We start from the raw sequence: 25,227 nt of genomic DNA on the forward strand, positions 1-25,227 counted from the left end.
AAGCCACTCCCCCGCCAAGCGGGGGAGAGCGAAACGCTTGCGGCGTCTCAGTTTGAGTTAGGTATCCACCTCGGCGTCCAGCGCATTGGCCTGGATGAACTCCCGCCTCGGCTCCACCAGGTCCCCCATCAACCGGCTGAACATGTCGTCCGCGTCATCGGCGTGGTTGACCTTGACCTGCAGCAGGGTGCGGGCTTCCGAGTCCAGGGTGGTTTCCCACAGCTGTTCGGGGTTCATTTCGCCCAGGCCCTTGTAGCGCTGGATGGTCAGGCCGCGACGGCCCGCCTCCATGACCGCGTTCATCAGGTCGAGCGGCCCGCGCACCGTCTGGCTCTTGTCCTTGCGCCGGAATACCGCCGGGGACGAGAAGGTCTCGGCCAGGGCCACGGCCCGTTCGGCCAGGCGCCGCGCGTCGGCCGCATGCAGGGTCTGGTCGTCGAGCACGACCTTCTCCGACACGCCGCGCTTCATGCGGGTGAAGGTGAAGCCGCCGCCGACCGCCGGCTCGCCGCTCCAGGGACCGTCGCCCTCCTCGGCGTAGAGGTCGAGCCGGGCGGCCGCCTTGGCCACGTCAGGCTCCTCGCCGAGCAGGCCGGCCAGGGCCGCCTGTTCGATGGCGGTGGCCGGGGCGCGCGCCGAGAGGCGCTCGATGTTGGCCCGGGCCCCGCGCGCCGTCTGCACCAGCGCCAGGAGGTCGGCGCCGGTCATCCGTTCGCCGCTGGCCAGGTCGAGTTCCGCCCCCTCGACGCCCTCGTCGATCAGGAAGATCTCCATCTCCGCATCGTCCTTCAGATAGCGCGACGAGCGGCCCTTGCTGGCTTTGTAGAGCGGCGGTTGGGCGATGTAGAGGTAGCCGCGCTCGATCACCTCCGGCATCTGCCGGTAGAAGAAGGTCAAGAGCAGCGTGCGGATGTGGGCGCCGTCGACGTCGGCGTCGGTCATGATGACGATGCGGTGGTAGCGCATCTTCTCGATGTTGAAGTCGTCGCGGCCGATGCCGGCCCCGAGCGCCGTGATCAGGGTGCCGACCTGGTCGGAACCCAGCATGCGGTCGAACCGCGCCCGCTCGACGTTGAGGATCTTGCCCCGAAGCGGCAGCACCGCCTGGTTTTCGCGGTTGCGGGCCTGTTTTGCCGAGCCGCCGGCGCTGTCGCCCTCGACGAGGAACAGTTCGGACTTGGCCGGGTCACGCTCCTGACAGTCGGCCAGCTTGCCGGGCAGGTTGGTGATGTCGAGCGCGCTCTTGCGGCGGGTCAGTTCGCGGGCCTTGCGGGCCGCTTCGCGGGCGGCGGCGGCCTCGACCACCTTGCCGACCAGGACGCGGGCCTCGACCGGATGTTCCTCGAACCAGGTGGCCAAGCCCTCCTGCACCAGGCCCTCGACGGCCGGGCGCACTTCGGACGAGACCAGCTTGTCCTTGGTCTGGCTGGAGAACTTGGGATCCGGCACCTTGACCGACAGGACGCAGGTCAGGCCCTCGCGGGCGTCCTCGCCGGTCACCGAGACCTTCTCCTTCTTGGCCATGCCGGAGCTCTCGATGTAGTTGCCGACCACCCGCGTCAGGGCCGCGCGGAAGGCGGCCAGGTGGGTGCCCCCATCCCGCTGCGGGATGTTGTTGGTGAAGCACAGCATGGTCTCGTGGTAGCTGTCGTTCCACCACAGGGCCAGGTCGACCTGGACCTTCTCGCGCTGGCCGCGGATGACCATCGGCGTCTTGACCAGCGGCGTCTTGGCCTTGTCGAGGTGGCGCACGAAGGCCTCGATGCCGCCCTCGTAGTGCATGATCTCTTCGTAGGGCTCGGCGTCACGCAGGTCGCGGAAGTAGATGGTCACGCCGCTGTTGAGGAAGGCCAGCTCGCGCAGCCGGTGTTCCAGCGTCTTGCGGTCGAAATTGATGTGGCTGAAGGTCGACAGCGACGGGAAGAAGGTGACGATGGTGCCGGTCAGCGGCTCGCCGTTGTCGCGCTTGGGGCTGTCGCCGGTGATGCTCAGCGAGGTCACCGCGTCGCCGCGCTCGAAGCGCATCTCGTGCTGCTTGCCGTTGCGGTGGATCTTCAGCAGCAGGTAGTCCGACAGGGCGTTGACGACGGACACGCCGACGCCGTGCAGGCCACCGGAGACCTTGTAGCTGTTCTGGTCGAATTTCCCGCCGGCGTGCAGCTGGGTCATGATGACCTCGGCGGCCGAGACGCCTTCGCCTTCGTGGATGTCGGTGGGGATGCCGCGGCCGTCGTCGCTGACCGTCGCCGAGCCGTCGGCGTTGAGGATCACCTCGACGCGGGTCGCCCAGCCGGCCAGGGCCTCGTCGATGGCGTTATCGACCACCTCATAGACCATATGGTGCAGGCCCGAGCCGTCGTCGGTGTCGCCGATGTACATGCCGGGGCGCTTGCGCACCGCGTCCAGGCCTTTGAGAACCTTGATGGATTCAGCGCCGTACTCGGCCGCGCCTTCTTCGGCGGTCTGTTGGGCAAGGGGGGTCTTGTCCGGATTGATTTCCGGGACATCGCCAGTGGTTTCGTCGGTCATTCAGTCGTCCAGAACGGTCAGGCCGGTCGGCTCCACGCGGAGTCCCAGGGCCCGACCTTTGAAGGGGTCGAACAGCGAAGCGTCCGTGCCGGTGAGGAACACCTGCAGACCCAGCGCCGCGATTTCGTCCGCCAGGGCGGCCCGTCGAAACGGGTCCAGGTGGGCGGCGACTTCGTCCAGCAACAATATAGGATTCGGGCCGGAAATTGCAGCAGAAAGTCGCGCCGCCTGGGCCAAAACCAGGTTCAGAATCAAGGCTTTCTGCTCTCCGGTGGAGCATTCGGCGGCCGGGCGGTCCTTTTCGGCGTGAACCACCGCCAGATCGCCCCGGTGAGGGCCGGTGAGACCGCGTCCGGCCGAGGCGTCACGGGCCCGGGAGGCGGCCAGGGCGGGGATCAGGCGGGCGGCGATCTCGGCCTCCTCCACCCCCTGTCCGGAAAGGGTTTCCCACTCGCCGCTCAGCGCCAGCCGGGCTCTCGGGAAGGGCCTGTCGGTGCGGGAATCGATCTCCGCCTGCAGGGCGCTGAGGGTGCGGGCCCGGGCGCTGCTGAGGGCGGCGCCATGCTCAGCCATCCGCGCCTCCAGCGCGGTCAGCCAGACCGGATCGGGGGCCGCGCTCTCGTCGGTCAGCAGGCGCATGCGCTCGCGCAGAGCCCGGTCGTAGGCGCTGGCGTGCGCCGCATGCAGCGGCTCGGCGGCGAACACCAGCCGGTCGAAGAACCGCCGCCGGTCCCCGGCCGCCTCAAGGAACAGCCGGTCCTGGGCGGGGGTCAGCCAGACGGGGCGGATATGGTCGGTCAGCCGGCCGGGCGGCACGGTCGTGCCTTCGACCCTGGTCAGGCGGCGCGAGGAGCCGGCCGTCTCCGTGCCGGTGCCCAGCTGCACCTCATCCTCCCCGTCGGAGACCCTTGCGGAGACCGCCCAGGCCCGTCCGACGGCCTCGCCAGGCATCCGCCGCCCGACCTCGGCCAGCCCGGCGCCGCGCAGGCCCTTGCCGGGGCTCAGCAGCGAGATCGCCTCCAGCAGGTTGGTCTTCCCCGCGCCGTTCGGCCCGGCCAGCCAGACGCTGCGGCCATGCGGCTCCAGGCTCCCGTGCTCGTAGGAGCGGAAGTTGGTCAGGGTCAGGGAGGTGAGGGCGGAGGTGGTCACGACAGTTGCTCCCCCTTCGGGGGAGCTGGCAGCGCGAACGCAGTTCGCGATGACTGAGGGGGTCCCCAACGGACGGTCGCGGCAGCTTTCGTACCCGCCCAGGCCGGTGGAGGACCCCCTCCACCACGCTGCGCGCGGTCCCCCTCCCCCGATGGGGGAGGAACTGGGCTCATCACACCCTCAGCGGCATGAGAACGTACTTCACGCCCGCGTCGGTGGGGTCGAGCACCAGCGTCGGGCTGGCCGGATCGGCGAACCGGAACTCGGCCGTTTCGCCATTGATCTGCCCCGCCACGTCCAGCAGATACCGCGCATTGAAGCCGATTTCGAAGGGCTCGCCGTCGTAGTCGATCTCCAGCTCCTCGACGCCCTGGCCGGCTTCCATGTTGCGCACCGTCAGGGTCATGCGGCCCGTCTCGATGGCCAGCTTCACCGACCGGCTCTTCTCGGCCGAGATCGTCGCCACGCGGTCGACGGCCTTGGCGAACAGCTCGGCGTCGACCGTCATGATCTTCTGGTTGTCGCGCGGGATGACCCGCATGTAGTCGGGGAAGGAGCCGTCGATGACCTTGCTGGTCAGGGCCGAGGCCCCGGCGAACTCGAACCGCACCTTCTGGGCGCTGACCTGGAAGCCGACCGACTCCCCGGCGTCTTCCAGCAGGCGCCGCGCCTCGTTGATGGTCTTGCGCGGGATGATCACCCCCGGCTGGCCGGCGCTGCCTTCCGGGGCCGGCATCTCGGCCAGGGCCAGGCGGTGGCCGTCGGTGGCGACGGCGCGCAGCTTGGCCTCGCCGCCGTCCATCACCGTGTGGACGTAGAGGCCGTTCAGGTAATAGCGGGTCTCTTCGGTCGAGATGGCGAAGCGGGTCTTGTCGATCAGCCGGATCAGCTCATTGGCGTCGACCTGGATATGGGCCGACAGGCCGTCGGCGCTCATCACCGGGAAGTCACCGGCCGGCAGCACCGGCAGGTTGAACTTCGACCGGCCGGCCGAGATCTGCAGGCGCGGATCCTCGCCCGAATAGGTCAGGGACACATCGGCGCCGTCCGGCAGCTTGCGGACGATCTCGTACAGGGTGTGGGCCGGGGCGGTGATCTGGCCGGGCACGTCGACATGGGCGGCGCCCTCGTCGACGATCTCCATGTCCAGGTCGGTGGCCGAGAAGCTGACCTGCTCGCGGTCGGCCGACAGCAGCACGTTCGACAGGATCGGAATGGTGTTGCGGCGCTCGACGACGCTCTGAACGTGGCCAAGGGCCTTCAGCAGCGCGGCCCGCTCGATGGTCAGCTTCATGTCTTGTCCGGATCGCCCGCGAATCGGGAAACAGTCCCCAATCCGCCTTCAGAGTTGACCTTCGACATTAGCGGAATCGGCGCAGCAAGAAAGGGGGCGTCCGCTGTGATCGACGGCCGACCGGCATTCATTGTCGCGGGCCGACCCGCGAACTCGCCGCGACCGGCCGAGCCGGCCCGGGGGTCTGGTCCGCCTCTGCGGGCGGCGTCGCTTCGCCCGCTCCGCCGACATCGAACAGCAGCATGCCGACGATGAACAACAGGCCCAGAATCGACAGCAGCGGCGCCCATTTCGGCACGAAGCTGACATAGTGGCTCAGCCGCCCTTCCGCGGGGCGAAGCGTGCGCACGACCTGCATGTGATGTCCGGCCAACCTCACGGCCAGCACATCCGCCGCCGCCGAATTGTACAGCACGCCGCCTTCCCCGCTGCGTGAGATGTGGGCGAGGGTGATCGGCGGCTTCTTGATCGCCCTGTTCCAGCCCGTGCTCGGCCGCTCCAGGACCGAGCGATCAATGATCGGCCCAGCGCCTGGCCTCACCTGATCGTAATACAGAAACGGCGAATGGGTCACCATGATGACCTGGACGTTGAAACAGGCGCTGAAGGCCCGGCAGAGCCTGGTGATCCGGCCCGCGGCCCCGATGGAAAAATGCAGTTCGGGCTCGTCCAGCAACAACACCGACCCGGGCGAGGCCAGCGAGAACAGCAGCATCAGAAGGAAGAGGGCCTGGTTCTCCCCGGAACTGAGGAAGTCCCGAGGCCCCTCCTCATCGATGTCGATTTCCCAGACCCCGTTCCGGAAGATGATCTGGATGCTCCGACTGTCAGGCCCGTCATCGTCTTCCTCGAACACGTATCGCCACTCCTCCTCGATCGAGGTTCCGGCGCCGCAGGCTGATTGATGGAGCGAGAATTCCTTCTTGTCCGGCCGGCCGACCGGCCCCTGTCCGCCAGCCATGTCGAACGACAAGGCCTGAAGGCGATCGATAACCACCCGCGACAGGCTTTCGCCGAGGTTCTTCGGGCTCTCGCGGACGTCCAGACCGGTCCCCCAGTCATACATGTCGGTGTTAATGTAGGAGAGTATCGGCGGATTGGGCAGCTCTCCCCCCGGGAACTGGCGGCCCTCGGTGCGCGGCGACTTCCACCATTGATCAGCCTCGGTCGGTCCCCTTTGGCGCAACTCGGCCGGCCCGGCCTGGCGATCGAGGCCAATGAGTTCCGGCCGGCTCCAGGCGATGAGCGCGGCCAGGGCCTCGATGCCGCCGACAGCCTCCGCTTCTTGCCGTACAATGATCCAGTCGGCGCGGAGCAGCCAGTCGCTGGTGATCGCCGCCTTCAGTGTTTTGACGCTCTTCTGGTCATGCCGGCAGAGGAACTGGATGCTGAGGCGCCGGCCCTGACTGATCGGGGCCAACGCCAGCCAGCGCCCGATTTTTCCGATAGGGTCCGGCAGGAAGTGATCCTGCGAGATCGCCGACGCGTCGAGGGTCTTCAGGGCCGTCGCGAGCAGCGCCGAGTCGGGGGCCGTCAGCGCCTCCAGCCATGCAAGATCGCTGACCGCCAGCCAGAGGTCGATCTCGATGGTGACCTGCTCTCCGAAGCTCAGGTCTCCCTGCTCAAGGATCGGAAGGTGACCCAGCAGGGACAGCGCCTCCAGCACACGAGACTTTCCGACGCCGTTGTCGCCGCGCAGAATATTCAGGCCATCGGCGAAACGAACTTCCTTGAGGCCCATGAGGTGGCGGCCAGACACCCTTTCAATGATCATCGTGGGCGCCCTTTCCCGGACCTTCGCCGAAAGCGATCGTCGCGAGAGTCGCGAGAACGATGACGATCTCGAAGATCAGGACCGTCAGCGTGATGTCCGCCTTGTGGGAATAGTCGCTGCCCCAGACCATGCTCATCTTCACCAGCGCGCAAAGGACGGACCCGGCCGCACAGAGGATGAGCAGGGTCGAGGTATGCTTATGCCGTTGGTAGGAGACGCCGATGTGGGCCTGGACCGTGCGGTAGACCTTCCGGGAGTACAGCTCCATCCAGAGCAGGCAGCCTAGGGCTATGGCCAGGTTCAGATGGCCTATGAGGGCCAGGAGCTTTCGACGGCTGAAGAGTCCCTGCTCCACATCCCAGGCCGCTCCAAGATAGGTGAAAATCTCAATGTGGCCCGCGATCAGCACCCAGATCTGGCCATAGGTGTAGATGCCGAAGACGGCCAGGAAGGCCTTCGGGGCGATGAAGCCGAGGTTGTCGAGGTTTTCACGCAGGAACAGGCCGAGCGACAAGGTCAACAGGCCGGAGCAAAGGCCGATCTTGGCCGGACCCGCGAAATCCTTGACGTCGTCGAACCAGATTTTACGACAGACCAGGGTCTCAGCGTCACAGATGTTCAGCCCGATATGGACCACGATATAGACACCGACGTACAGGAGGCAAAGGCCGGCCGTTCCGTTGAATATCCGCGAGAAATGACCCCCGCCGGCCTTGGACGGCTTTGTCTGCGGCAGCGATGAGGCCGGTGCGGTCGTCGATGCTTGGCTCATCGTGTCCCCCCGAGGCCCGTTGCAAAGATGGTTGCAGGCTATCGATAAAGTTGCAAGTCTCCGCGGGACGCCAGGGGGATGTCCGTTTGGAGTATGTGGTCGCCTGTACCGTCATGGGCCTGGGCATAGCCATCGACGTCATTCTGGCCACCCTGGCGCGCTACCGGATGCTGGGCCTCAACCGGGAGGGATTCGGCTGGGTGTGGAAGATCACCTTCACCCACATCGCCTTTCCGGTCGTTGGCTACTTCCTCGCCATCTATCTGATGGCCCTGCAGGCGGTGCTCAAGCCGCTGGTCGGCCTGCTGGCCTCGGGGCTGCTCTGTTGGCTTCTGTGGACCGTGGCGCGGGATATCCGGCGCGACGCAGCCACGGTCGAAGAGGAACCGCCTGGGCCGGCTACGGTCGGTTGGACGCTCGTGCTGGCCGTCAGCTGGGACGCCCTCTTTTCCGGGCCTGCCAAGGCGGCTCAGGCGGTCGGATGGTCGGAGCAGCAGGTTCTGTGGTCGTTTCCGATAGCCGGCGTCGTTGTTGGGGCTGGCGCATCGGCCGCCCTGATGTTGACCTCACGTCTGCGCAGGGTGGCCGACGAGCGTCGCCTGAGTGCGCCTGGCCCCGGAAACCAGGGTTGGCAGACCCTCGGGATCGTCATCGAAATCGGCGTGTTCGCCTACTTCCTGGCGTTGGCCTTCCTGCGGCTCGTTCTGGGCCTGACGGAATCCATTCCAATGGCGATGGCCGCCGCCGGACTGATCACCGCGGTGATCGCCATCTGGCTGGGACGCGACATTCCCAGAGCCCTGGCGAACCGATCCCAGTAGCCCTCAGGCCTTGGTGTCGATCGCCTCGCCCGACACCTCGCCGGTGCTGGAATAGGGGTTGGCCGCCGTGTTCGCCGTCTGCTCCGGCGCGCCGGCGCCCGAGCCCTTGGCGGCGACCACCACCATGGCCGGACGGACCAGCCGGCCGAACAGGGAATAGCCCGGCTGCAGGGTCTTGATCACCGCCCCGGCCGACACTTCGTCGGAGCTCTGCTCCATCATCGCCTGGTGCAGGTGCGGGTCGAACTTCTCGCCCGTCGCCGGGTCGACCTTCTTCAGGCCGTTGCGCTCAAAGGCCTCCAGAAGCTTCTTCTGGGTCATCTCGATGCCGACCACGAAGTTCTTGACCACCTGGTCCGGACTGTCCTTCGGCGCGTGGGCCGTGGCCTGGCCGAGGTTGTCGGCGGCTTCCAAGAGGTCGCGGGCGAACTTGGTGATCGCATAGGCGCGGGCGTCGTTGACCTCGCGCTCGGCCCGACGCTTGGTGTTCTCCGCGTCGGCGGCGTAGCGCAGGGCCTGGTCCTTGAGGGCGGCGACCTCGGCCTTCAGGGCCTCGATCTCACTGTCGGCTTCGCTGAAGTCGATGGTGTCGTCGTCCTGAATCTCGCTCGGGTTCGTCTCGTCGGTCATACCTGGTCTCATCCGTCCATCATCTGGCCCAGCACCCTGGCGGTATAGTCCACCAACGGGATAACGCGGGCATAGTTCAACCGCGCCGGACCGATCACGCCGATCGCCCCCAGCACCTTCTGTCGGCCCGACATATAGGGAGCCGCGATCACAGCGGAACCCGAAAGTGAAAACAGGCGCGTTTCGGCGCCGATGAAGATGCGCACCCCCTCGGCCTCTTTCACCCCGTCGAGCAGGCCGATCAACTGTTCCTTCTGCTCCAGATCCTCGAACAGGCGGCGGATTCGCTCCAGGTCCTCGGCCGCCGCGCCGTCGATCAGATTGGCCTGGCCGCGCACGATCAGGGCCCGGGCGTCCTCCGCCCCGCCGCCCCAGGCGGCCAGCCCGTCCTCGACCAGCCGGGCGGCCACCGAATCCAGCTCCTGGCGAGCCAGCGCCAGCTCGCCGCGCATCTCGTTTCGGGCCTCGGACAGGGTGCGGCCCTGCAACCGGCTGGCCAGGAAGTTGGAGGCCTCGGTCAGGGCCGCCGGGGTGATGCCCGGTTGCAGCCGCATGATGCGGTTCTCGACCGCCCCGTCTTCCAGCACGATGACCACCAGCGCCCGGTCGGGCCCCAGGGCCACGAACTCCACATGCTTGACCCCGGCCTCGTGCGACGGCGTCACCACGATCCCGGCCCCGCCGGCCAGGCCGGAGAGGATGGCGCTGGCCTCCTGCAGCGCCTCCTCCATCGAGCCGCCCTTGGATTTCAGCCGCCCTTCGATGGCGTTGCGCTCGGCCTCGCCGACATCGCCAACCTCCAACAGGCCGTCGACGAAGAGGCGCAGGCCGGCATGGGTCGGCATCCGGCCGGCGCTGATGTGCGGCGCGTTGAGCAGGCCAAGCGCCCCGAGATCCTGCATGGTGTTGCGGATCGAGGCCGGCGACAGATGCACCCCGCCCTTGGAGATGGTCCGTGAGCCGACCGGCTCGCCGGTTTCCAGATAGCTCTCGACGATCCGGCGAAAGATGTCGCGCGCCCGGCCGTCGAGGTCCGACAGGCTGGGGGTCTGACCCAAGACACTTTTGGGGGGACCGGGGAGGAGAGGGTTCATACGCTTCCTATAGGCCCGGTGGACGCCGGACGCCGCATCTAGGATAAGCGGCCACCTTCGGCGCGCAAGCCGCGCCCTGTTTTACCAAGGATGCCCATGCGCCCCTCGACCCGCGCCCCCGACCAGCTGCGCCAGATCACCCTGGAAACGGCGGTCAACCGCTATGCCGAGGGCAGCTGCCTGATCACGGCGGGCCACACCAAGGTTCTGGTCACCGCCAGCGTCGAGACCGGCGTCCCCGGCTGGATGCGCGGCAAGGGGGCCGGCTGGGTCACGGCCGAGTACGGCATGCTGCCGCGCGCCACCCACACCCGCGGCCGCCGCGAGGCCGCGCAGGGCAAGCAGTCGGGCCGCACCCAGGAGATCCAGCGGCTGATCGGCCGCTCGCTGCGGGCCGTGGTCGACATGAAGGCCCTGGGCGAGCGCCAGATCGTGCTGGACTGCGACGTCGTCCAGGCCGACGGCGGCACCCGCACCGCCGCCATCACCGGCGCCTGGGTGGCCCTGCGGCTGGCCACCAAATACCTGCTCGACGAGGGGGTGCTGACCACCGACCCGATCATCGACCAGGTGGCGGCGGTGTCCTGCGGCGTGTTCGACAACACCCCCGTCCTTGACCTCGACTACGAGGAGGACTCGGCGGCCGAGGCCGACTGCAACTTCGTGCTGACCGGCAATGGCGACATCGTCGAGATTCAGGCCACCGGCGAGAAGCGCGGCTTCACCCGGCCGGAATTCGAGAGCCTGTTCGGCCTGGCGGAAAAGGGCATCGGCGAGCTGTTCGCCATGCAGCGGGCGGCTTGCGGACTGTAGAAACGGGGACACATTGAAATCGCAGATTTCAATGTGTCCCCTCTTCCTGCGCACCTACTCCTCATCGTCCCCATAATCGCTCGGCCCCGGCTCGAAGCTGAGGATGTCCCCCGGCTGGCAGCCGAGCTCGCGGCACAGGGCGTCCAGCGTCGAAAACCGGATCGCCCGGGCCTTGCCGGTCTTCAGGATCGACAGGTTGGCGATGGTGACGCCGACGCGGTCGGCGAGTTCGGTGAGCGACATGCGGCGCTCGAGCAGCACGCGGTCGAGGCGGACGTGAATGGCCATTTGCGCGCCCTCAGATCGTCAGTTCGGCTTCGTTGCGCAGGCGGGCGCCCTCGCGGAACACCTCGGCCAGCACGAAGACGACCATGACGGAAAACCAGGTGGTCAGGCTCCAGCCGCCGTTGGCCCGGTCGACGTCGGGAGCCAGCAAGGCGACCGCGCCCCAGAAGATCCATTTGCCGAGCTCCAGCCCGGCCAGGATCAGCCCGATCAGCCGAAGGCGGCCGACGTTGTCGGGATGGAAGGGATCGCCCGCGGTCAGGGTCTGGCCGATGCGGCGCAGGTTGCCGACGATCAGATTGATGCCCGTGCAGTAGAGGGCGAAGGCGAACAGGCCGGCGGCCAGCACGGGGCCCTTCTGGCCAAGCTCGCCAATGTCATCGATCTCGATCTTGTCGATGATGTCGGTGTTGAAGCTGAGCAGCAGCATGGCGATGCCGAACAGGGCGGCGAAACCGATGACCACCCACAGCACATACCAGGTCACGTCGAGAATGATCTTGAGCAGGCTCGACACCGAGCCGGGTCCCAACGTTCTCATGACCTCTGCGCCCCTGAAACTCACAATGCCCGCGATGGGGGCCGCCTGCCGCCCGCCGTTGCCGATTCCGTGGTTCGGATCGGACGGCGAGCATGCCTCGGCGGCGAGCCTCACGGAAGCCCGCCGGTTACAGCGATTGCGCGACGAAGGTGTAGGCGGCCAGCGGCATCACCAGCACGACGGCGGTGTAGACCAGGGCGACGGCCAGGCGGTCCACGATGGAAGTCACTTTTCCGAAAGACATTTGAGTAGTCCCTCTTTGGTTTGTGGGGAGCGGCGGAAGCGCCGTTCCATGAGCGAGGGAATAGGCCCGCATCGTTTGGCGATCAAATTACATATCGTTTAACGATATTAAACTCACGTAACTTAGTTACCGGACGTTCATGAGTTCCTCCCTCCCCTTCATGGGGAGGGACAGCGAGGCGGAGCCTCGCAGGGTGGGGAAGTCGGATGCCGAGCGCCCAAAGCTCGTGCGCCTGGAAACCCAAGGCCCGCCAACTTTCGAGCCTGAACCTGACTTCCCCACCCTGACGGCTTCGCCGTCTGTCCCTCCCCATAAAGGGGAGGGAGGTTGTAGCGCTGCCCGACATCCGCCATTTGAACTAGGTTGCACATCGACCGACCCGCCGGAGCCCCGATCCATGCGCCTTCTGCTGACCGCGACCCTCGCCCTGATGACCCTCGCCGGCGCCGCTTCGGCCCAGGACGGCGCGGCCCTGTTCAACGCCCAGTGCAAGAGCTGCCACACCCTGACCGGGACCAACGGTCCGGCCGGCCCGAGCCTGAAGGGCGTGGTAGGGCGCAAGATCGCCGGGTCGCCGGGCTACGCCTATTCCAAGGCCCTGTCGGCCAAGGCCGGGACCTGGAGCGACGCCCAGCTGGACGCCTACCTCGCGGGCCCGGCCGCCTTCGCGCCGGGGACCAAGATGTTCAACAAGGTCGCCGATCCCAAGGCGCGGACGGCCATCGTCGCCTATCTGAAGACTCAGAAATGACCCTTCGCCTCGCCGCCCTGCTGACCGGACCCCTGCTGCTGGCCGCCTGCGCCAGCACCGGCGGCGAGCGCGCGAGCCTGCCGATCCCCAAACTGCCGCCGCCCGCCTCGGCGCCCGGCGCGCCCGCCACGGCCCCAGCGATGGCGGCCCCGGGAACCAATCCCGACACGCTCCTCTACCGCTGCGCCGGCGGCAAGCGCTTCACCGCCGCCTGGGGCCTCCCCGGCGACCGGGTGAAGGTGACGGCCGGCGGGACCAGCCAGCTCCTCGCCGCCCGGCCGGCGGCCAGCGGCGCCCGCTACGGCGAGGGCCCGTTCCAGATCTGGGGCAAGGGCGACGAAGCGGTGCTGGAAGGTTTCCCGGGCGGCCCCTACAAGGCCTGCCGGACCGACTGATGGACGCCTTTCCCGCCTTCTTCCCCCTCGAGGGCCGCCGCATCGTCATCGCCGGGACCGGCGAGGCGGCCGAAGCCAAGGCGCGCCTGTTCGAAGGCTCGCCGGCCCAGGTCGTGCGGCTGGAAGGCAGCCAGGCCTTCCTGGTCGGGGCCTATGGCGGCGCCCTGCTGGCCTTCATCACCGGCGACGACCTGTTCATCCAGGCCGCGGCCGGGGCGGCGCGGGCGGCCGGCTGCCTGGTCAATGTCGTCGACCGGCCCGAGCTCTGCGACTTCAACACGCCCGCCGTCATCGACCGCGGCGCCGTGGTCGCCGCCGTCGGCACGGCCGGGGCGGCGCCGATGCTGGCCAGCCTGCTGCGCAACGACATCGAGGCCCGGGTGCCGCCCGGAGCCGGCCGTGTCGCCGTGCTGCTGAAACAGCTGCAGGGCGAGGTGCGCGCCGCCTATCCCGACCTCGTCGCCCGCCGCGCCTTCCTGCGCTCGGTGCTGTCGGGCGAGGCGGCCGAGGCGGCCATGGCCGGCGACATGCCGCGCGCCGAGACCCTGCTGCGCGCCCAGCTGGAGCGGGGCGGCGATCCACTCGGCCGGCTGAGCTTCGTGGCCGGGCGTGGCCCGGGCGATCTGCTGACGCTGCGGGCGTCACGCGCGTTGGCCGAAGCCGACGTCATCTGCGCCGACGCCGACGCCGATCCTTCCGTGCTGGCCCTGGCCCGCCGCGACGCCGGCCGGCTGGCGCCCGAGCAGTGCGATCCCAAGTCCCTCGCCGCCCTGGTCCGCGCCGGCCGCCAGGTGGTGCGGATCATCACCCGCGCGCCCGACGTCTCGACCTTGCGGGCCCTGGCCGCCGAGGATGTCATGGTCGAGGTCATGCTGGCGGCGCCCGGAACCTGATGGGCGGGCTGATGGGACTGACGGCTCAGGATATCGAGATCGTCCTGCTGTCCCTTCGGGTGGCGGCCGTGGCCACCCTGGTCGCCATGCCGCTGGCCTTCGCCGCCGCCTGGGCCCTGGCCCGGGGACGGTTCTGGGGCCGGGGCCTGCTCGACGCCCTCATTCACCTGCCGCTGGTGCTGCCGCCGGTCGCCACCGGCTACGCCCTGCTGCTGCTGCTCGGCCGTCAGGGTCTGCTCGGCGAACCGCTGTCGAAGCTGGGCATCGTCCTGGCCTTCGACTGGACCGGCGCCGCCCTGGCCGCCGCGGTCATGGCCTTCCCGCTGATGGTGCGGCCCATGCGCCTGTCGATCGAGGCCATCGCCCCGCAGGTCGACCAGGCCGCCCGCACCCTGGGGGCCGGGACCTGGGCCCGGTTGACCCGCGTCACCCTGCCCCTGGCCCTGCCGGGCGTGGCGGCCGGGGCCGTGCTCGGCTTCGCCAAGGCGCTGGGCGAGTTTGGGGCCACCATCACCTTCGCCGCCGCCATTCCCGGCGTCAGCCTGACCCTGCCCTCGGCCATCTACCAGGCCATCCAGACCCCCGGCGGCGAGCAGCGCGCCGCCGCCCTGTGCCTGGTGGCGGCGGGGATCGCCGTGGCGGCGGTGATTGGCGCCGAGGCGCTGACGCGCTGGGCGCTCAAGAGGGCAGGCGGTTGAGGAAACGGGGACACATTGAAATCGGAGATTTCAATGTGTCCCCTCTGACCGCTCTCAGAAATCCAGCGACCGCCCCTTGGTCTCCTTCAGGAACAGCAGCGTCGAGAGCACGCTGATGCCGGTGAAGAAGATCGGATAGGCCAGCCCCGCGTAGATGTTCCCCGTCGCCGCCACGATGGCGAAGGCGCTGAACGGCACGAAGCCGCCAACCCAGCCGGTGCCGACGTGATAGGGCAGCGACAGCGCCGTGTAGCGCACGCGCGTCGGGAACATCTCGACCAGGGCCGAGGCCTGCGGCCCGTACAGCGCCGTCGCCGCTATGGTGAAGACCAGCAACACGCTGAACAGGCCCCAGAAGTTGACCCGGGCCGGATCGGCCTTCAGCGGATAGCCGGCCTGCGCCAGGGCGGCCTTCAAGCGGCCCTCGACGCCGGTCTTGACGGTCTTCAGCGAGGCCTTGTCCAGCCCGCCGCCCTCGACGCTGACCACCTCGGTCTCGCCGATCTTCACCCGGGCCAGGGAGCCGGCCGGGGCCGCCTCGTTGTCGTAGGAGATGCCGCTGTTGGCCAGGAAGCTCTTGGCGATGTCGCAGCTAGTGACGAAGGCGGTCTTGCCGACGGGATCGAACTGCAGCGAGCAGGCGGCCGGATCGGCGACGACCACCACCGGCGTGTTGCGGGAGGCCTCGGCCAGGCCCGGGTTGGCGAACTGGGCCATCATGTGGAAGCCGGGCAGGAAGGCCAGCAGGGCCAGCACCATGCCGAACCACATCACCCATTTGCGGCCGTACCTGTCCGACAGCCAGCCAAAGAAGACGTACATCGGCGCGCTGGCCAGGGTGACGACCATCATCAGCTCGTTGACCGTGGCCGGCGGGACCTTGAGGAATTTCTCGAGGAAGACCGGGGTGTAGAAGAAGGCGCAGTACCAGACGGCCCCCTGGGCGAACATGATGGCCAAGAGGGCGATCAGTACCAGCTTGAGGTTCTTCCACTGGCCGAAGGCCTCGCGGAAGGGGTGTTGCGACTGTTCGCCGGCCGCCTTCAGCTTCAGGAAGCTGGGGCTCTCGGCCAGTTTCAGGCGCATGAAGATGGAGATGGCCAGCAGGCCCGCGGAAACGAGGAAGGGCACGCGCCAGCCCCAGGCCTTGAAGGCTTCTTCGCCGATCAGGGTGCGGGTGGCCAGGATGACGCCCAGGGCGCCCAGCAGGCCCAGCGCAGCCGAGGTCTGGATCCAGCCGGTCATCAGGCCGCGCTTATTGGCCGGCGAATGCTCGGCGACATAGATGGCCGCTCCGCCGTACTCGCCACCCAGCGCCGTGCCCTGCAGGATGCGCAGGATGATCAGCAGGATCGGCGCGATGATCCCGGCCTGGCCATAGGTCGGCAGCAGGCCGATGGCGAAGGTCGCTCCGCCCATCATGGTGACGGTGATCAGGAAGGCCGCCTTGCGCCCGACCTTGTCGCCCATCCGCCCGAAGATCAGGGCGCCCAGCGGCCGAAACGCGAAGCCGGTGCCGAACAGGGCCAGGGCCGCGATCAGGGCGGCGGTCTCGTTCAGGCCGGTGAAGAAGACCTGGGAGATGATCCCGGCCATGCTGCCGAAAATGAAGAAGTCGTACCACTCGAAGGCCGTGCCGGCCGAGCTGGCGGCGACCACCGTGGTCATCGAGACGCCTTCACCAGAGGCTTCGGGCGGCGCCGCTTCTGGAGTCACGGGCGCCGTTTCAGCGGTCTGGTCGGTCATAGGCATCCTCCCCCGAGGGTCAGCAAGGGAGGAGGTCTAGCATTGCAACCGCTTGCAGCGAAAGCCGATCAGGCGACAACGACCTGTGGCGCCTCATCCTGCGGCAGGTCCTGGGACAGCCGGGCGATCTCGGCCAGCAGGGCGGCGGGCGACAGCGGCTTGGAGACCACCCCGTCCATGCCGGCCGCCAGATAGGCCTGTTTCTGGTGCGACATGACGTTGGCGGTCAGGGCGATGATCGGCGCCTGGCAGGCCGGGGCCGGCAGGGCGCGGATACGGCGGGCCGCCTCCAGCCCGTCGATGCCGGGCATCTGGATGTCCATCAGGATCAGGTCGTAGAGCCCGCCCGCCGCCGCATCGACGCCGGCCAGGCCGTCGCAGGCCACGGCGGCCTCCGCCCCCAGGGTCTCCAGCAGGCGGGCGGCGATCATCTGGTTGGTCGGATTGTCCTCGACGACCAGCACCCTCAGGCCCGCCAGGACCCCGTCGAGCGGCGAGGCGTCCTCGGCGACGGTCGGCCGCGCCACCGGCGCCGCCACCGTCAGCACGAAGGTCGAGCCGAGGTCCGGCGTCGAGGTGAAGCAGACCTCGCCGCCCATCAGCTCCGCCAGCCGCCGGGTGATGGCCAGGCCGAGGCCGGAGCCGCCAAACTGCCGCGTCGTCGAGGCGTCGGCCTGGTGGAAACGTTCGAACAGGCTTTCCTGGGCGGTCAGCGGGATGCCGACGCCGCTGTCCTCGACCTCGAACCTCAGCAGCGCGCCCTCGCGCCGGCAGCGCACCGTCACCTGGCCCCGCAGGGTGAACTTGACGGCGTTGCCGACCAGGTTGAACAGGGCCTGGCGCAGCCGCAGGCCGTCGGTCTCCGCCCAGCCCAGGCCGTCGGCCCCTTCCAGCACCAGGCCGATGGCCTTTTCCGCCGCCTGCGGCCGCAGCATGCGCACGACGCCGTCGGTCAGGGCGGCGACATCGACCGGCCCGATGGCCAAGTCCAGCTTGCCCTCCTCGATGCGCGAGAAGTCGATGACCTCGTCCAGCAGGGTGGTCAGCATCCGGCCGCATCCCAGGGCCTCGGAGAGCAGCCGCCTGCCGTCCTCGGTCAGGGGCTCGCGATCCAGCAGATGCATGACGCCCAGCACCCCGTTCATCGGGGTGCGCAGCTCGTGGCTCATGTTGGCGAGGAAGCGCGCCTTGGCCTCGCCGGCCGCCAGGGCGGCGCGCTCGGCGTCCATCAGGGCCAGTTCCTGGCGCTTGCGGGCGTCGATGTCCATGACCAGGCCGACGCCCCGGCGGGAGGCGACATCCAGGCTGTAGAAGACCCGCACCCAGCGCTCATCGCCGTCCGGATGGAAGATGCGGAATTCCAGCGGGTCGGTGGTTTCCCCCCGGGCCCAGCATTCGTTGGTCTCAACGACGACCTGCCAATCGTCCGGATGGACGAAGGGCCAGACGCTCACCGCGACCTCATCGAAGGTCATGTGCCGGCCGACCAGCTCGTAGAACTGGTCCGAGGCCCAGAAGGTGCGGTGGGCGTGGTCGATCTCGAAGGCGCCGGCCTCGGCCGCGCGCAGGGCCAGCTTCAGGCGCACCGCGTTGGCGGTCAGTTCCTCGGCCAGGTCGCCAACCCGTTGCTGGCCGCGCAGGGCGGCGTCCCGCGCCTCGGCCAGTTCGGTGACGTTCTGGGAAATGCCCTTCAGCGCGTACATCTCGCCGCGCTTCTCGGTGCGGAAGGTGGCCCGCATGGTCAGCCAGCGGCCGTCGGCGGTGCGGATGCGGTGTTCGATGGTGGCGCCCTCGCCGGTCTCGGCGCCGCGCACGAAGACCTGGCTGACCTCCTCGCGCTGGGCCGGGTCAAGCACCTGGAAGAACTTGTCGGGGGTGTCGATGTCCTGCTGGGGCCAGCCGAACAGCTTGAGCACGTCCAGCGACCAGCCGATGCTGTCGGTGGTCGGCTCATAGGTCCAGGTTCCGATGCCGGCGGCGTCGGCCAGCATGATCTGGTCGCGGCGCGCCGCCTCCAGTTCGGTCGACCGGGCGTGCTGCTCATGGACATCGCGCATCACCCCGACCACGTCGCCGCCCTCGGCCAGGCGGTTGCGGCCCTCGAACCAGCGCCAAGAACCGTCCTTCATCTTCACCCGGGCCAGGTTCACCGCCTCGCCCTGCTCGGCCAGCACGGCGATCATGGCGTTGAGGGCGGCGCGGTCGTCGGGGTGGATGAATTTGTGGGGACTGCGGCCGATCAACTCCCCGGCCGTCCAGCCGGTGACCTTGGCCCAGGCGGGATTGACCGTGACGAACCGGCCGTCGCGGACGACGCAAAACAGGTCACGGCTGTTCTCGAAGAACCACCGAGCCGCGTCCGTTCCCTCCGGCGAGATGGAATTTTCCCCGCTCATTGCCCGCAACTATCCGGCCAAAGGCGTGAACGAAGGGTTCTGCGCGTTGCCCTTGCGTCAGGCCGTCGCACCCGCCGCACAAAAGGACGGCCGCGCCCGTCGGGGGGATGACGGGCGCGGCCTGGGATACCGGTTCTAGGGGGTGTCCGCCTGGAGGAGGATCGAGGCGATCAGAACCGGACCGTGGTGGTCAGCGTGGCCGAACGGGTGTCCCCCGGGATGGCCCAGCCAAAGCCGGAGTTGGAGCGGATGTTGGTGTAGTATTCCTCGTCCGTCAGGTTCTTGACGTTGAGCTGTAGGCCGACCCGGTCGTTGATCGTCCAGGTCACCGAGGCGTTCATGATCCAGTAGTCGTCCGAGTGGAGCAGCGGGGCGATGGCGCTGGCCTGCTGGAAGGCGTACTCGCCCGAATAGTTGGCCCCGATGCCGGCCATCCACTGGTCGTTGAACTGGTAGGTCGTCCAGATATTGAAGGCGTGCTTGGGCGTCAGCGGGATCGGGTCGCCCTTGGTGAAGTCGACGTTGTTCGGCGGCAGGGCCGTGTTGGCGATGTTCTGCAGGATCTCGCTGTCGAGGTAGGTGTAGTTGGCGATCACCGTCCAGTTCTTCAGGATCTGGCCGCTGACCCCCAGGGTGACGCCGCGCACCCGGCTTTTGCCGTCCTGCTGCTGCACCGGGATCTGCAGGTCGTTCGAGGCCAGGCGGATCTTGCTGCGGGTGTTCTGGAACAGCGCCCCGGTCAGCGACAGGCGACCGTCGAGAAGGTCCCACTTGGTCCCCAGCTCGATGACTTCGCCCTCTTCCGGATCGAGGTCGCAGTTCTGGGCCGTGCCGGTCGCCGAACAGCCGCTGTTGACGGTGGCCTGCGACGGGGTGCTGACGTTGCCGTAGGCCAGGTAGATGGAGCCGTTGGCGGCCGGCTTGAACACCACCCCGACGCGGTAGGAGACGAGGTCCTCCTCGTTCTCGGCCCGGGTCGAGACGCCGGCGACGCGGGTCGGCGGGTTCGGGGCGGCCGGGGTGTAGGTGTAGGGGGTCGAGAAGAACTCGCCTTCGTTGTGCTCGAAACGGATGCCGCCGTTGATCGCCCACTGCGGGCCGATCTCGATGTTGTCGAACAGATAGACCGCCTGGTTGTTCAGCTCGCCGTCGCTGATCGTCGTCGGCAGATAGTTGACCGGCCCGCTGTAGACATTGACCGGGTTGGCGATCGAGATCGGCGCCAGCACCACCGTCACGCCCTGGTCGGTGCGCAGGATGTTGCCGGTGACCAGGTCGTAGGTCTCGTTCGAGAAGGCCGCGCCGAGCACCAGGTTGTGCTGCAACGGGCCGGTGGCGAACTTCCAATTGAGGTCGGTCTGGTTGATCAGCTGGGTGTTCTCGGTGTCGCGACGGTTGCCGCGCGGGCCGCTGGCGGTGGCGGTGAAGAAGCCGGGCGCGCCACAGGCGATGGGGGTCTGGGGGCTGGCGGGGAGGGTCTGCGGGTTGAAGCCGCTGGCCAGGCACCAGGCGCCCTGGGGGGCGTCGACGATGGTCGTCTGCTCGATCTTCTGCCAGCGGGCGGTGTTGGTCAGGATCAGGTTTTCGCTGAACTCGTGGCGCAGCTTCAGGGTCAGGCCGTCGACCGTGATCTCCTGGGTGTCCAGGTTGCGATAGCCGTAATAGCTCGACGGATCGACGCCCGGCAGCGGCCCGTTGAGGAAGGCGTTGCTGGCGTAGGGCACGCCGTAGCGGGGCGTGTTCTCGTCTTCCTGGTGGATGTAGGCGGCGGTGAACTGGGTCTTGCCGCCCAGGCCGAAGGTCACGGACGGGGCGAAGCCCCAGCGCTCGTAGGTCTCGACATCGCGGCCGGGGACATCGTTGGCGTGGATCATGCCGTTCAGGCGAATGGCGATCTCGTTGCCCAGCAGCATGTTGGAATCGACCGTCAGGCGGCCGTAGCTGTCGGTGCCGATGCCGGCCGCGATCGTCGTGCGATCCGAGCCGGACGGACTCTTGCTGACCAGGTTGATGCTGCCGCCGACGCCGCCGGAGCCCGAGTAGGCGCCGTTGGCGCCGTTGACGACCTCGATCTGCTGCAGATTGAAGGTGTCGGTGCGGCTGTACTGGGCCGAGTCGCGCAGGCCGTCGGTGGTGATGTCGTTGTTGGCGCTGTAGCCACGCAGGTTGATGCTGTCGCCATAGCCGCCGCCGCCCTCGCCGGCCCCGAAGGTGATGCCGGGCACGGTCTGCAGCACATCGCGCAGGGTCAGCAGGTTCTGGTCGCGCAGGGTGCGGTCGGAAACCACGGTGATGGTCTGGGGATGGTCCAGCGGCTCGGCGGTCAGCTTGGGCGAGACCGGCTTGTCCTTGGCGCCCTTGATCTCGACGCCCGAGACGATGTCGGCGGCGTCGGCCTCGGCGGTGGACATCGGCGCCTCGTCGGCGGCCAGCGCCGTCCCAGCCAGGCCCAGGCCCGCGATCCCGGCCACGGCGGCGACCCCGAGAGCGCGCTTGGCGCGGGCGGTGACGCCCACCGGCTTGAACGAACGCATGTAGAACTGTCCCCAGACTTGAAGTCGTCGCCTGCGACAGCCCGTCGCGTGCGATTGCGAGGCGTTCTTAGTCGCACTGTTTCAAGCTTGCAATGAGAATCGTTCTCAAGATTCCTTTCCGTTGACTCCCGGGCCCCGCTGGGATCGAAGCGCCGCATGAAACTCAAGCCGGAAACTTTCGACGTCATTGTGATCGGCGCCGGCGCCGCCGGGATGATGTGTGCGATCGAGGCGGGAAAGCGTGGGCGGTCGGTGCTGGTTCTCGACCATGCCGCGACGCCTGGCGAAAAGATCCGCATCAGCGGCGGCGGCCGCTGCAACTTCACCAACCTCGAGGGCGACAAGGCCGACCGCTACCTGTCGTCCAACCCCCACTTCTGCAAGTCGGTGCTCAGTCGCTATCGGCCCCGCGACTTCATCGCCCTGGTCGAGCGCCACGGCATCGCCTGGCATGAGAAGACGCTTGGCCAGCTGTTCTGCGACGACTCGGCCAAGCAGATCATCGCCATGCTGCTGGCCGAGATGAAGGCGGCCGGCGTGGTCCTGCGGACGGGGACCGAGATTGACCGGGTCGAACAGACCGACAGCGGCTTCGAGGTCGCCGTCGGCGGCGGGCGGGTCGGCTGCGAGAGCCTGGTGGTGGCCTGCGGCGGCAAGTCGATCCCGAAGATGGGGGCGACCGGTTTCGGCTACGAGCTGGCCCGGCAGTTCGAGGTCGAGGTCACCGAGACCCGGCCGGCCCTGGTGCCGCTGACCTTCGCCGTGCATGTGCTGGACCAGCTCAAGCCGCTGGCCGGGGTGGCCATCCAGCAGGCGGTGGTCGGGGCCGGCAAGACCCGCTTTACCGAGGACCTGCTGTTCACCCACCGGGGCCTCAGCGGCCCGGCCGTGCTGCAGATCTCCAGCTACTGGCGCGAGGGCCAGGAGATCGTCGTCGACATGGCCCCCGGCCAGGACATCTTCGCCTTCCTGAAAGGCGCGCGGACCGAGCACCCCAGGAGCGCCCTGCACACGGTGCTGGCCTGGAAACTGCCCAAGAGCCTGGCGATCCTGGTCGCCGAGAGCCACGGCGCGCCCGGCAACATGGCCGACCAGTCCGACAAGGCGCTGCGGGCGGCGGCCGAGGCGGTCAACGCCTGGCGCATCAAGCCCGTCGGCTCGGAAGGCTATCGCACCGCCGAGGTCACCCTGGGCGGCGTCGATACCCGGGGCCTGGACCAGAAGACCATGGCCGCCCGCGGCGTGCCGGGCCTCTACTTCATCGGCGAGGTCGTCGACGTCACCGGCTGGCTGGGCGGCTATAACTTCCAGTGGGCCTGGGCGTCGGGGTTCGTCGCCGGGCAGGCGGTGTAGAACCCCTCCCTCCCCTTTATGGGGAGGGACAGCGGGGCGAAGCCCCGCAGGGTGGGGAACGCGGGTTCAAGCTGGGACGGTGAGGGGTCTTGGGGGTCTGGACGGTTGGCTCTGGGTGGGCTGCATCCGACTTCCCCACCCTGACGGCTTCGCCGTCTGTCCCTCCCCATAAAGGGGAGGGAGCGCGCGCTACCCCGCGATCTCCCGCGCGTCATAGGCGCCCTCGGGCTTCGGCCCCTTGCCGGCCAGCACTTCCAGCGTCTGACGGTAGCCCGGCCCGCCCGACAGGTCGAAGGTCGTGCCCACCCCAACCCCCACGCCCGAGCGATAGCCGCCCGTGCCGCCGCCGATGCCGATGGTCGTGCCGCCGCCGCGCGAGCCGGTGCGCTCGCCGAAGCGGTCGACCACCCGGAACCAGTCATAGCCGTCGCGGGCCACCACCTCGGCCGCCCGGCGCAGGGCGAAGTCGCTGACCTGTTCCGGCGGCGCGCCGGGGCCGCCCTGGAAGGTGACGCGGTAGCGGCCGGTCTCGATGCGGTAGTCGCTGAAGCCGACACCCCGGGCGTCGGCCTGGGGCCCGTAGGTGGTCGGGGTGGCGCAGGCTGTCACGCCCAGGGTCAGGGCGGCGAGGGCGCAGAGCATGGGGCGCATGGCGTTTCTCCTTGCCAGGAAAACCAGCTTCCACCGACCGAAGTTCCGCCTGCCGCATTGTCGCCCCGGCCCGGCGGGTCTAAGCGAACCCCCATCCAAGGGGAGCGCGCCATGACCTTCACCCTCGAAGCGATCGCCCACGTCCGCGGCGGCCGCGCCGAAGCCATCGACGATGACTGGGGCGGAAGCCGCGCCCGGCTGGTGCTGGCCGATCATCTGCCGGCCGAAGCCCTGGCCAGCCTCGGCGATTTCTCCCACGCCGAGATCATCTTCGTCTTCGACCAGGTGACGGACGACCAGATCGTCAGCGGGGCCCGCCACCCGCGCGGCCGCAAGGACTGGCCGCTGGTCGGCATCTTCGCCCAGCGCGGCAAGAACCGGCCCAATCGGCTGGGCGTCACTGTCTGTTCCATCGTCGCTGTCGAGGGCCGCGAGGTCATTGTCGAGGGGCTGGACGCCATCGACGGCACCCCGGTGCTGGACATCAAGCCGGTGCTGACCGGCTTCCTGCCGCGCGGCGAGGTGCGCGAGCCGGCCTGGGCCCGCGAGATCATGGAGGCCTACTGGTGAGACGGCCGCTGGCGGGCGTCCGCGTCCTGACCCTGGAGCATTTCGGGGCCGGACCCTACGCCACCCTGCTGATGGCCGAGCTGGGGGCCGAGGTGATCAAGGTCGAGGCCCCCGGCCTCGGCGGCGACGCCTCGCGGCCGACCGGGCCCTACCTGCTGGGCGAGCACGACAGCCAGTATTTCCAGACCTTCTCGCGTCACAAGAAGAGCGTGGCGCTGGACCTGAAGACCCAGCGCCCCGACTTCGAGCGGCTGGTGAAGGGCGCCGAGGTGGTGGTCAACAACCTGCGCGGCGACCAGCCGGCCAAGCTCGGGATCACCTATGAGGCGCTCAAAGGCGTGAACCCGGCCATCGTCTGCGGCAGCCTGTCGGCCTATGGCCGGAACAACAGCCGCGAGGCCTGGCCCGGCTACGACTATCCGATGCAGGCCGAATGCGGGCTGATGAGCCTGACCGGCGAGCCCGATGGGCCGCCCTCGCGTATGGGCGTCTCGATCATCGACTTCATGTCCGGCTCGACCTTCGCCTTCGCCGTGGTCAGCGCGTTGCTGTCGGCGCGAACCACCGGCGTGGGCTGCGACGTCGACGTCAGCCTGTTCGACGTGGCCCTGCACCAGCTGAGCTATCCCGCCATCTGGGCGATGAACGAGGGCCATCCGGCCACCCGCCTGCCGGCCGGGGCGCATCCGTCGCTGGCCCCGGTCCAGCGGGTGAAGACGGCCGATGGCTACGGCCAGCTGATGTGCATGACCGAGAAGTTCTGGCGGGAGCTGTGCGACCTGGCGGAACGGCCGGACCTGGCGGCTGATGCGAGGTTCGCCGACCTTGCCGCGCGGCGCGCCAACCTGGCGGCCTTGACGCAGGCCATCGACGGGTTGTTCGAGACGCGCACCAATGCGGAATGGACGGCGTTGCTGGCCGGCCGCGTGCCGTTCGGGCCGGTCAACGACGTCTTCCAGGCGCTGGACAACCCCTTCGTCGCCGAGGTGGGAATGCGCGACGTCATCGAGCACCCGGACCGGCCGCAGGGCCTGCATATGCTCGCGGCGCCGATCCTGATCGACGGGGAGCGGATGCCGGCGGTGCGCTCGCCGAAGCTCGGCGAGCATACGGATGAAGTCCTGGGTGAAGGCTAGCGGCAACGGAAACTCTCCACCCGCGATAGCGGGCGGAGGACAGGTTTCGAGCCTCAAGCGAGAAACCAGGAGGCGGGCCCCGCCGGCGGTGGGGAGGTTCCTCCTGAAACGGACTTGCCCCCCTCCTGCTCTGTCGCTCACGCTCCAGAGCGGTCCTC

The 25,227-nt window shown here is 68.4% G+C and carries 22 protein-coding genes; 9 read left to right on the plus strand and 13 right to left on the minus strand.

The window, feature by feature from the left end; translation table 11 throughout:
- Positions 1-57 precede the first annotated feature (57 nt).
- The 5 genes from gyrB to AC1RSK_RS14520 form a co-directional block, all read right to left on the minus strand.
- A complete protein-coding gene (gene gyrB, locus AC1RSK_RS14500) occupies positions 58-2,529 on the minus strand; it encodes a DNA topoisomerase (ATP-hydrolyzing) subunit B (protein WP_492908275.1) in 2,472 nt (823 codons plus the stop codon).
- Positions 2,530-3,678 carry a DNA replication/repair protein RecF gene (gene recF, locus AC1RSK_RS14505; RefSeq protein WP_492908276.1) on the minus strand — a complete coding sequence of 383 codons (1,149 nt, stop codon included), beginning with the start codon at positions 3,676-3,678 and terminating at the stop codon, positions 2,530-2,532.
- A 172-nt stretch (positions 3,679-3,850) separates the two neighbouring features.
- Positions 3,851-4,972, minus strand: coding sequence for a DNA polymerase III subunit beta (dnaN, locus tag AC1RSK_RS14510; RefSeq protein WP_492908277.1), 1,122 nt, complete (start codon positions 4,970-4,972; stop codon positions 3,851-3,853).
- A gap of 127 nt (positions 4,973-5,099) precedes the next feature.
- Positions 5,100-6,746, minus strand: a complete 1,647-nt coding sequence (locus tag AC1RSK_RS14515) for an AAA family ATPase (RefSeq protein WP_492908278.1) — start codon at positions 6,744-6,746, stop codon at positions 5,100-5,102.
- Positions 6,736-7,518: a hypothetical protein gene (locus AC1RSK_RS14520; protein WP_492908279.1), complete on the minus strand. Its 783-nt coding sequence runs from the start codon at positions 7,516-7,518 to the stop codon at positions 6,736-6,738. The genes AC1RSK_RS14515 and AC1RSK_RS14520 overlap by 11 nt, the downstream gene beginning before the upstream one ends.
- A gap of 86 nt (positions 7,519-7,604) precedes the next feature.
- Between AC1RSK_RS14520 and AC1RSK_RS14525 the strand changes: the two genes are divergently transcribed.
- Positions 7,605-8,339 (plus strand): hypothetical protein, encoded by a 735-nt coding sequence (locus AC1RSK_RS14525; RefSeq protein WP_492908280.1) that lies wholly within the window; start codon positions 7,605-7,607, stop codon positions 8,337-8,339.
- Between the two features lie 3 nt (positions 8,340-8,342).
- Here AC1RSK_RS14525 and grpE read toward each other — a convergent pair whose 3' ends face one another.
- Positions 8,343-8,969 carry a nucleotide exchange factor GrpE gene (gene grpE / locus AC1RSK_RS14530; RefSeq protein ID WP_492908281.1) on the minus strand — a complete coding sequence of 209 codons (627 nt, stop codon included), beginning with the start codon at positions 8,967-8,969 and terminating at the stop codon, positions 8,343-8,345.
- Positions 8,970-8,977: 8 nt separating this feature from the next.
- Complete coding sequence (hrcA, locus tag AC1RSK_RS14535; protein WP_492908282.1) at positions 8,978-10,063, minus strand: heat-inducible transcriptional repressor HrcA; 1,086 nt, start codon at positions 10,061-10,063, stop codon at positions 8,978-8,980.
- A 96-nt stretch (positions 10,064-10,159) separates the two neighbouring features.
- On the opposite strand from hrcA, the gene rph reads away from it, so the two are divergent.
- A complete protein-coding gene (rph, locus tag AC1RSK_RS14540; RefSeq protein ID WP_492908283.1) occupies positions 10,160-10,876 on the plus strand; it encodes a ribonuclease PH in 717 nt (238 codons plus the stop codon).
- Positions 10,877-10,930: 54 nt separating this feature from the next.
- Here the strand turns inward: rph and AC1RSK_RS14545 are convergent, their stop codons facing one another.
- Positions 10,931-11,164 carry a helix-turn-helix domain-containing protein gene (locus AC1RSK_RS14545; RefSeq protein WP_492908284.1) on the minus strand — a complete coding sequence of 78 codons (234 nt, stop codon included), beginning with the start codon at positions 11,162-11,164 and terminating at the stop codon, positions 10,931-10,933.
- A gap of 10 nt (positions 11,165-11,174) precedes the next feature.
- Positions 11,175-11,702: a DUF2975 domain-containing protein gene (locus AC1RSK_RS14550; RefSeq protein ID WP_492908285.1), complete on the minus strand. Its 528-nt coding sequence runs from the start codon at positions 11,700-11,702 to the stop codon at positions 11,175-11,177.
- Positions 11,703-12,343: 641 nt separating this feature from the next.
- Here AC1RSK_RS14550 and AC1RSK_RS14555 point away from each other — a divergent pair.
- Genes AC1RSK_RS14555 through modB form a run of 4 tightly spaced genes read left to right on the plus strand, consistent with a single transcriptional unit; the run spans position 12,344 to position 14,683 of the window.
- On the plus strand, positions 12,344-12,697 hold the full coding sequence (locus tag AC1RSK_RS14555; RefSeq protein ID WP_492908286.1) for a c-type cytochrome: 354 nt from the start codon (positions 12,344-12,346) through the stop codon (positions 12,695-12,697).
- Positions 12,694-13,092: an MliC family protein gene (locus AC1RSK_RS14560; RefSeq protein WP_492908287.1), complete on the plus strand. Its 399-nt coding sequence runs from the start codon at positions 12,694-12,696 to the stop codon at positions 13,090-13,092. The genes AC1RSK_RS14555 and AC1RSK_RS14560 overlap by 4 nt, the downstream gene beginning before the upstream one ends.
- Positions 13,092-13,985: a precorrin-2 dehydrogenase/sirohydrochlorin ferrochelatase family protein gene (locus tag AC1RSK_RS14565; RefSeq protein ID WP_492908288.1), complete on the plus strand. Its 894-nt coding sequence runs from the start codon at positions 13,092-13,094 to the stop codon at positions 13,983-13,985. The genes AC1RSK_RS14560 and AC1RSK_RS14565 overlap by 1 nt, the downstream gene beginning before the upstream one ends.
- Before the next feature lie 11 nt (positions 13,986-13,996).
- Entirely contained in the window at positions 13,997-14,683 is a 687-nt protein-coding gene (gene modB / locus AC1RSK_RS14570; protein WP_492908289.1) for a molybdate ABC transporter permease subunit, read from the plus strand.
- A gap of 54 nt (positions 14,684-14,737) precedes the next feature.
- Here the strand turns inward: modB and AC1RSK_RS14575 are convergent, their stop codons facing one another.
- The 3 genes from AC1RSK_RS14575 to AC1RSK_RS14585 all read right to left on the minus strand — a co-directional run bounded on the left by AC1RSK_RS14575 (position 14,738) and on the right by AC1RSK_RS14585 (position 21,359).
- The gene (locus AC1RSK_RS14575) at positions 14,738-16,429 is read right to left on the minus strand and encodes an MFS transporter (protein ID WP_492908290.1); all 1,692 of its coding nucleotides are present in this window, start codon (positions 16,427-16,429) and stop codon (positions 14,738-14,740) included.
- Positions 16,430-16,497: 68 nt separating this feature from the next.
- The gene (locus tag AC1RSK_RS14580) at positions 16,498-18,825 is read right to left on the minus strand and encodes a PAS domain-containing protein (RefSeq protein ID WP_492908291.1); all 2,328 of its coding nucleotides are present in this window, start codon (positions 18,823-18,825) and stop codon (positions 16,498-16,500) included.
- A gap of 170 nt (positions 18,826-18,995) precedes the next feature.
- A complete protein-coding gene (locus tag AC1RSK_RS14585; protein WP_492908292.1) occupies positions 18,996-21,359 on the minus strand; it encodes a TonB-dependent receptor in 2,364 nt (787 codons plus the stop codon).
- A 156-nt stretch (positions 21,360-21,515) separates the two neighbouring features.
- Between AC1RSK_RS14585 and AC1RSK_RS14590 the strand changes: the two genes are divergently transcribed.
- Positions 21,516-22,712, plus strand: a complete 1,197-nt coding sequence (locus AC1RSK_RS14590; protein ID WP_492908293.1) for a BaiN/RdsA family NAD(P)/FAD-dependent oxidoreductase — start codon at positions 21,516-21,518, stop codon at positions 22,710-22,712.
- A gap of 189 nt (positions 22,713-22,901) precedes the next feature.
- Here AC1RSK_RS14590 and AC1RSK_RS14595 read toward each other — a convergent pair whose 3' ends face one another.
- A complete protein-coding gene (locus AC1RSK_RS14595; RefSeq protein WP_492908294.1) occupies positions 22,902-23,363 on the minus strand; it encodes a CC0125/CC1285 family lipoprotein in 462 nt (153 codons plus the stop codon).
- Positions 23,364-23,474: 111 nt separating this feature from the next.
- On the opposite strand from AC1RSK_RS14595, the gene AC1RSK_RS14600 reads away from it, so the two are divergent.
- Together AC1RSK_RS14600 and AC1RSK_RS14605 are read left to right on the plus strand one after the other, a co-directional pair.
- The gene (locus AC1RSK_RS14600) at positions 23,475-23,933 is read left to right on the plus strand and encodes an SAM-dependent methyltransferase (RefSeq protein WP_492908295.1); all 459 of its coding nucleotides are present in this window, start codon (positions 23,475-23,477) and stop codon (positions 23,931-23,933) included.
- A complete protein-coding gene (locus AC1RSK_RS14605) occupies positions 23,930-25,069 on the plus strand; it encodes a CaiB/BaiF CoA transferase family protein (RefSeq protein ID WP_492908296.1) in 1,140 nt (379 codons plus the stop codon). Before AC1RSK_RS14600 ends, AC1RSK_RS14605 begins: the two co-directional genes overlap by 4 nt.
- Positions 25,070-25,227 lie beyond the last annotated feature (158 nt).

It is taken from the genome of Caulobacter sp. GW821-FHT11A05, assembly GCF_058809015.1.

Coding starts and splice junctions, on each gene's coding strand:
- gyrB (WP_492908275.1), bottom strand. CDS start 2,529: ATGACCGACGAAACCACTGGCGATGTCCCGGAAATCAATCCGGACAAG.
- dnaN (WP_492908277.1), bottom strand. CDS start 4,972: ATGAAGCTGACCATCGAGCGGGCCGCGCTGCTGAAGGCCCTTGGCCAC.
- AC1RSK_RS14515 (WP_492908278.1), bottom strand. CDS start 6,746: ATGATCATTGAAAGGGTGTCTGGCCGCCACCTCATGGGCCTCAAGGAA.
- AC1RSK_RS14520 (WP_492908279.1), bottom strand. CDS start 7,518: ATGAGCCAAGCATCGACGACCGCACCGGCCTCATCGCTGCCGCAGACA.
- grpE (WP_492908281.1), bottom strand. CDS start 8,969: ATGACCGACGAGACGAACCCGAGCGAGATTCAGGACGACGACACCATC.
- hrcA (WP_492908282.1), bottom strand. CDS start 10,063: ATGAACCCTCTCCTCCCCGGTCCCCCCAAAAGTGTCTTGGGTCAGACC.
- rph (WP_492908283.1), top strand. CDS start 10,160: ATGCGCCCCTCGACCCGCGCCCCCGACCAGCTGCGCCAGATCACCCTG.
- AC1RSK_RS14545 (WP_492908284.1), bottom strand. CDS start 11,164: ATGGCCATTCACGTCCGCCTCGACCGCGTGCTGCTCGAGCGCCGCATG.
- AC1RSK_RS14550 (WP_492908285.1), bottom strand. CDS start 11,702: ATGAGAACGTTGGGACCCGGCTCGGTGTCGAGCCTGCTCAAGATCATT.
- AC1RSK_RS14555 (WP_492908286.1), top strand. CDS start 12,344: ATGCGCCTTCTGCTGACCGCGACCCTCGCCCTGATGACCCTCGCCGGC.
- AC1RSK_RS14560 (WP_492908287.1), top strand. CDS start 12,694: ATGACCCTTCGCCTCGCCGCCCTGCTGACCGGACCCCTGCTGCTGGCC.
- AC1RSK_RS14565 (WP_492908288.1), top strand. CDS start 13,092: ATGGACGCCTTTCCCGCCTTCTTCCCCCTCGAGGGCCGCCGCATCGTC.
- modB (WP_492908289.1), top strand. CDS start 13,997: ATGGGACTGACGGCTCAGGATATCGAGATCGTCCTGCTGTCCCTTCGG.
- AC1RSK_RS14575 (WP_492908290.1), bottom strand. CDS start 16,429: ATGACCGACCAGACCGCTGAAACGGCGCCCGTGACTCCAGAAGCGGCG.
- AC1RSK_RS14580 (WP_492908291.1), bottom strand. CDS start 18,825: ATGAGCGGGGAAAATTCCATCTCGCCGGAGGGAACGGACGCGGCTCGG.
- AC1RSK_RS14585 (WP_492908292.1), bottom strand. CDS start 21,359: ATGCGTTCGTTCAAGCCGGTGGGCGTCACCGCCCGCGCCAAGCGCGCT.
- AC1RSK_RS14590 (WP_492908293.1), top strand. CDS start 21,516: ATGAAACTCAAGCCGGAAACTTTCGACGTCATTGTGATCGGCGCCGGC.
- AC1RSK_RS14595 (WP_492908294.1), bottom strand. CDS start 23,363: ATGCGCCCCATGCTCTGCGCCCTCGCCGCCCTGACCCTGGGCGTGACA.
- AC1RSK_RS14600 (WP_492908295.1), top strand. CDS start 23,475: ATGACCTTCACCCTCGAAGCGATCGCCCACGTCCGCGGCGGCCGCGCC.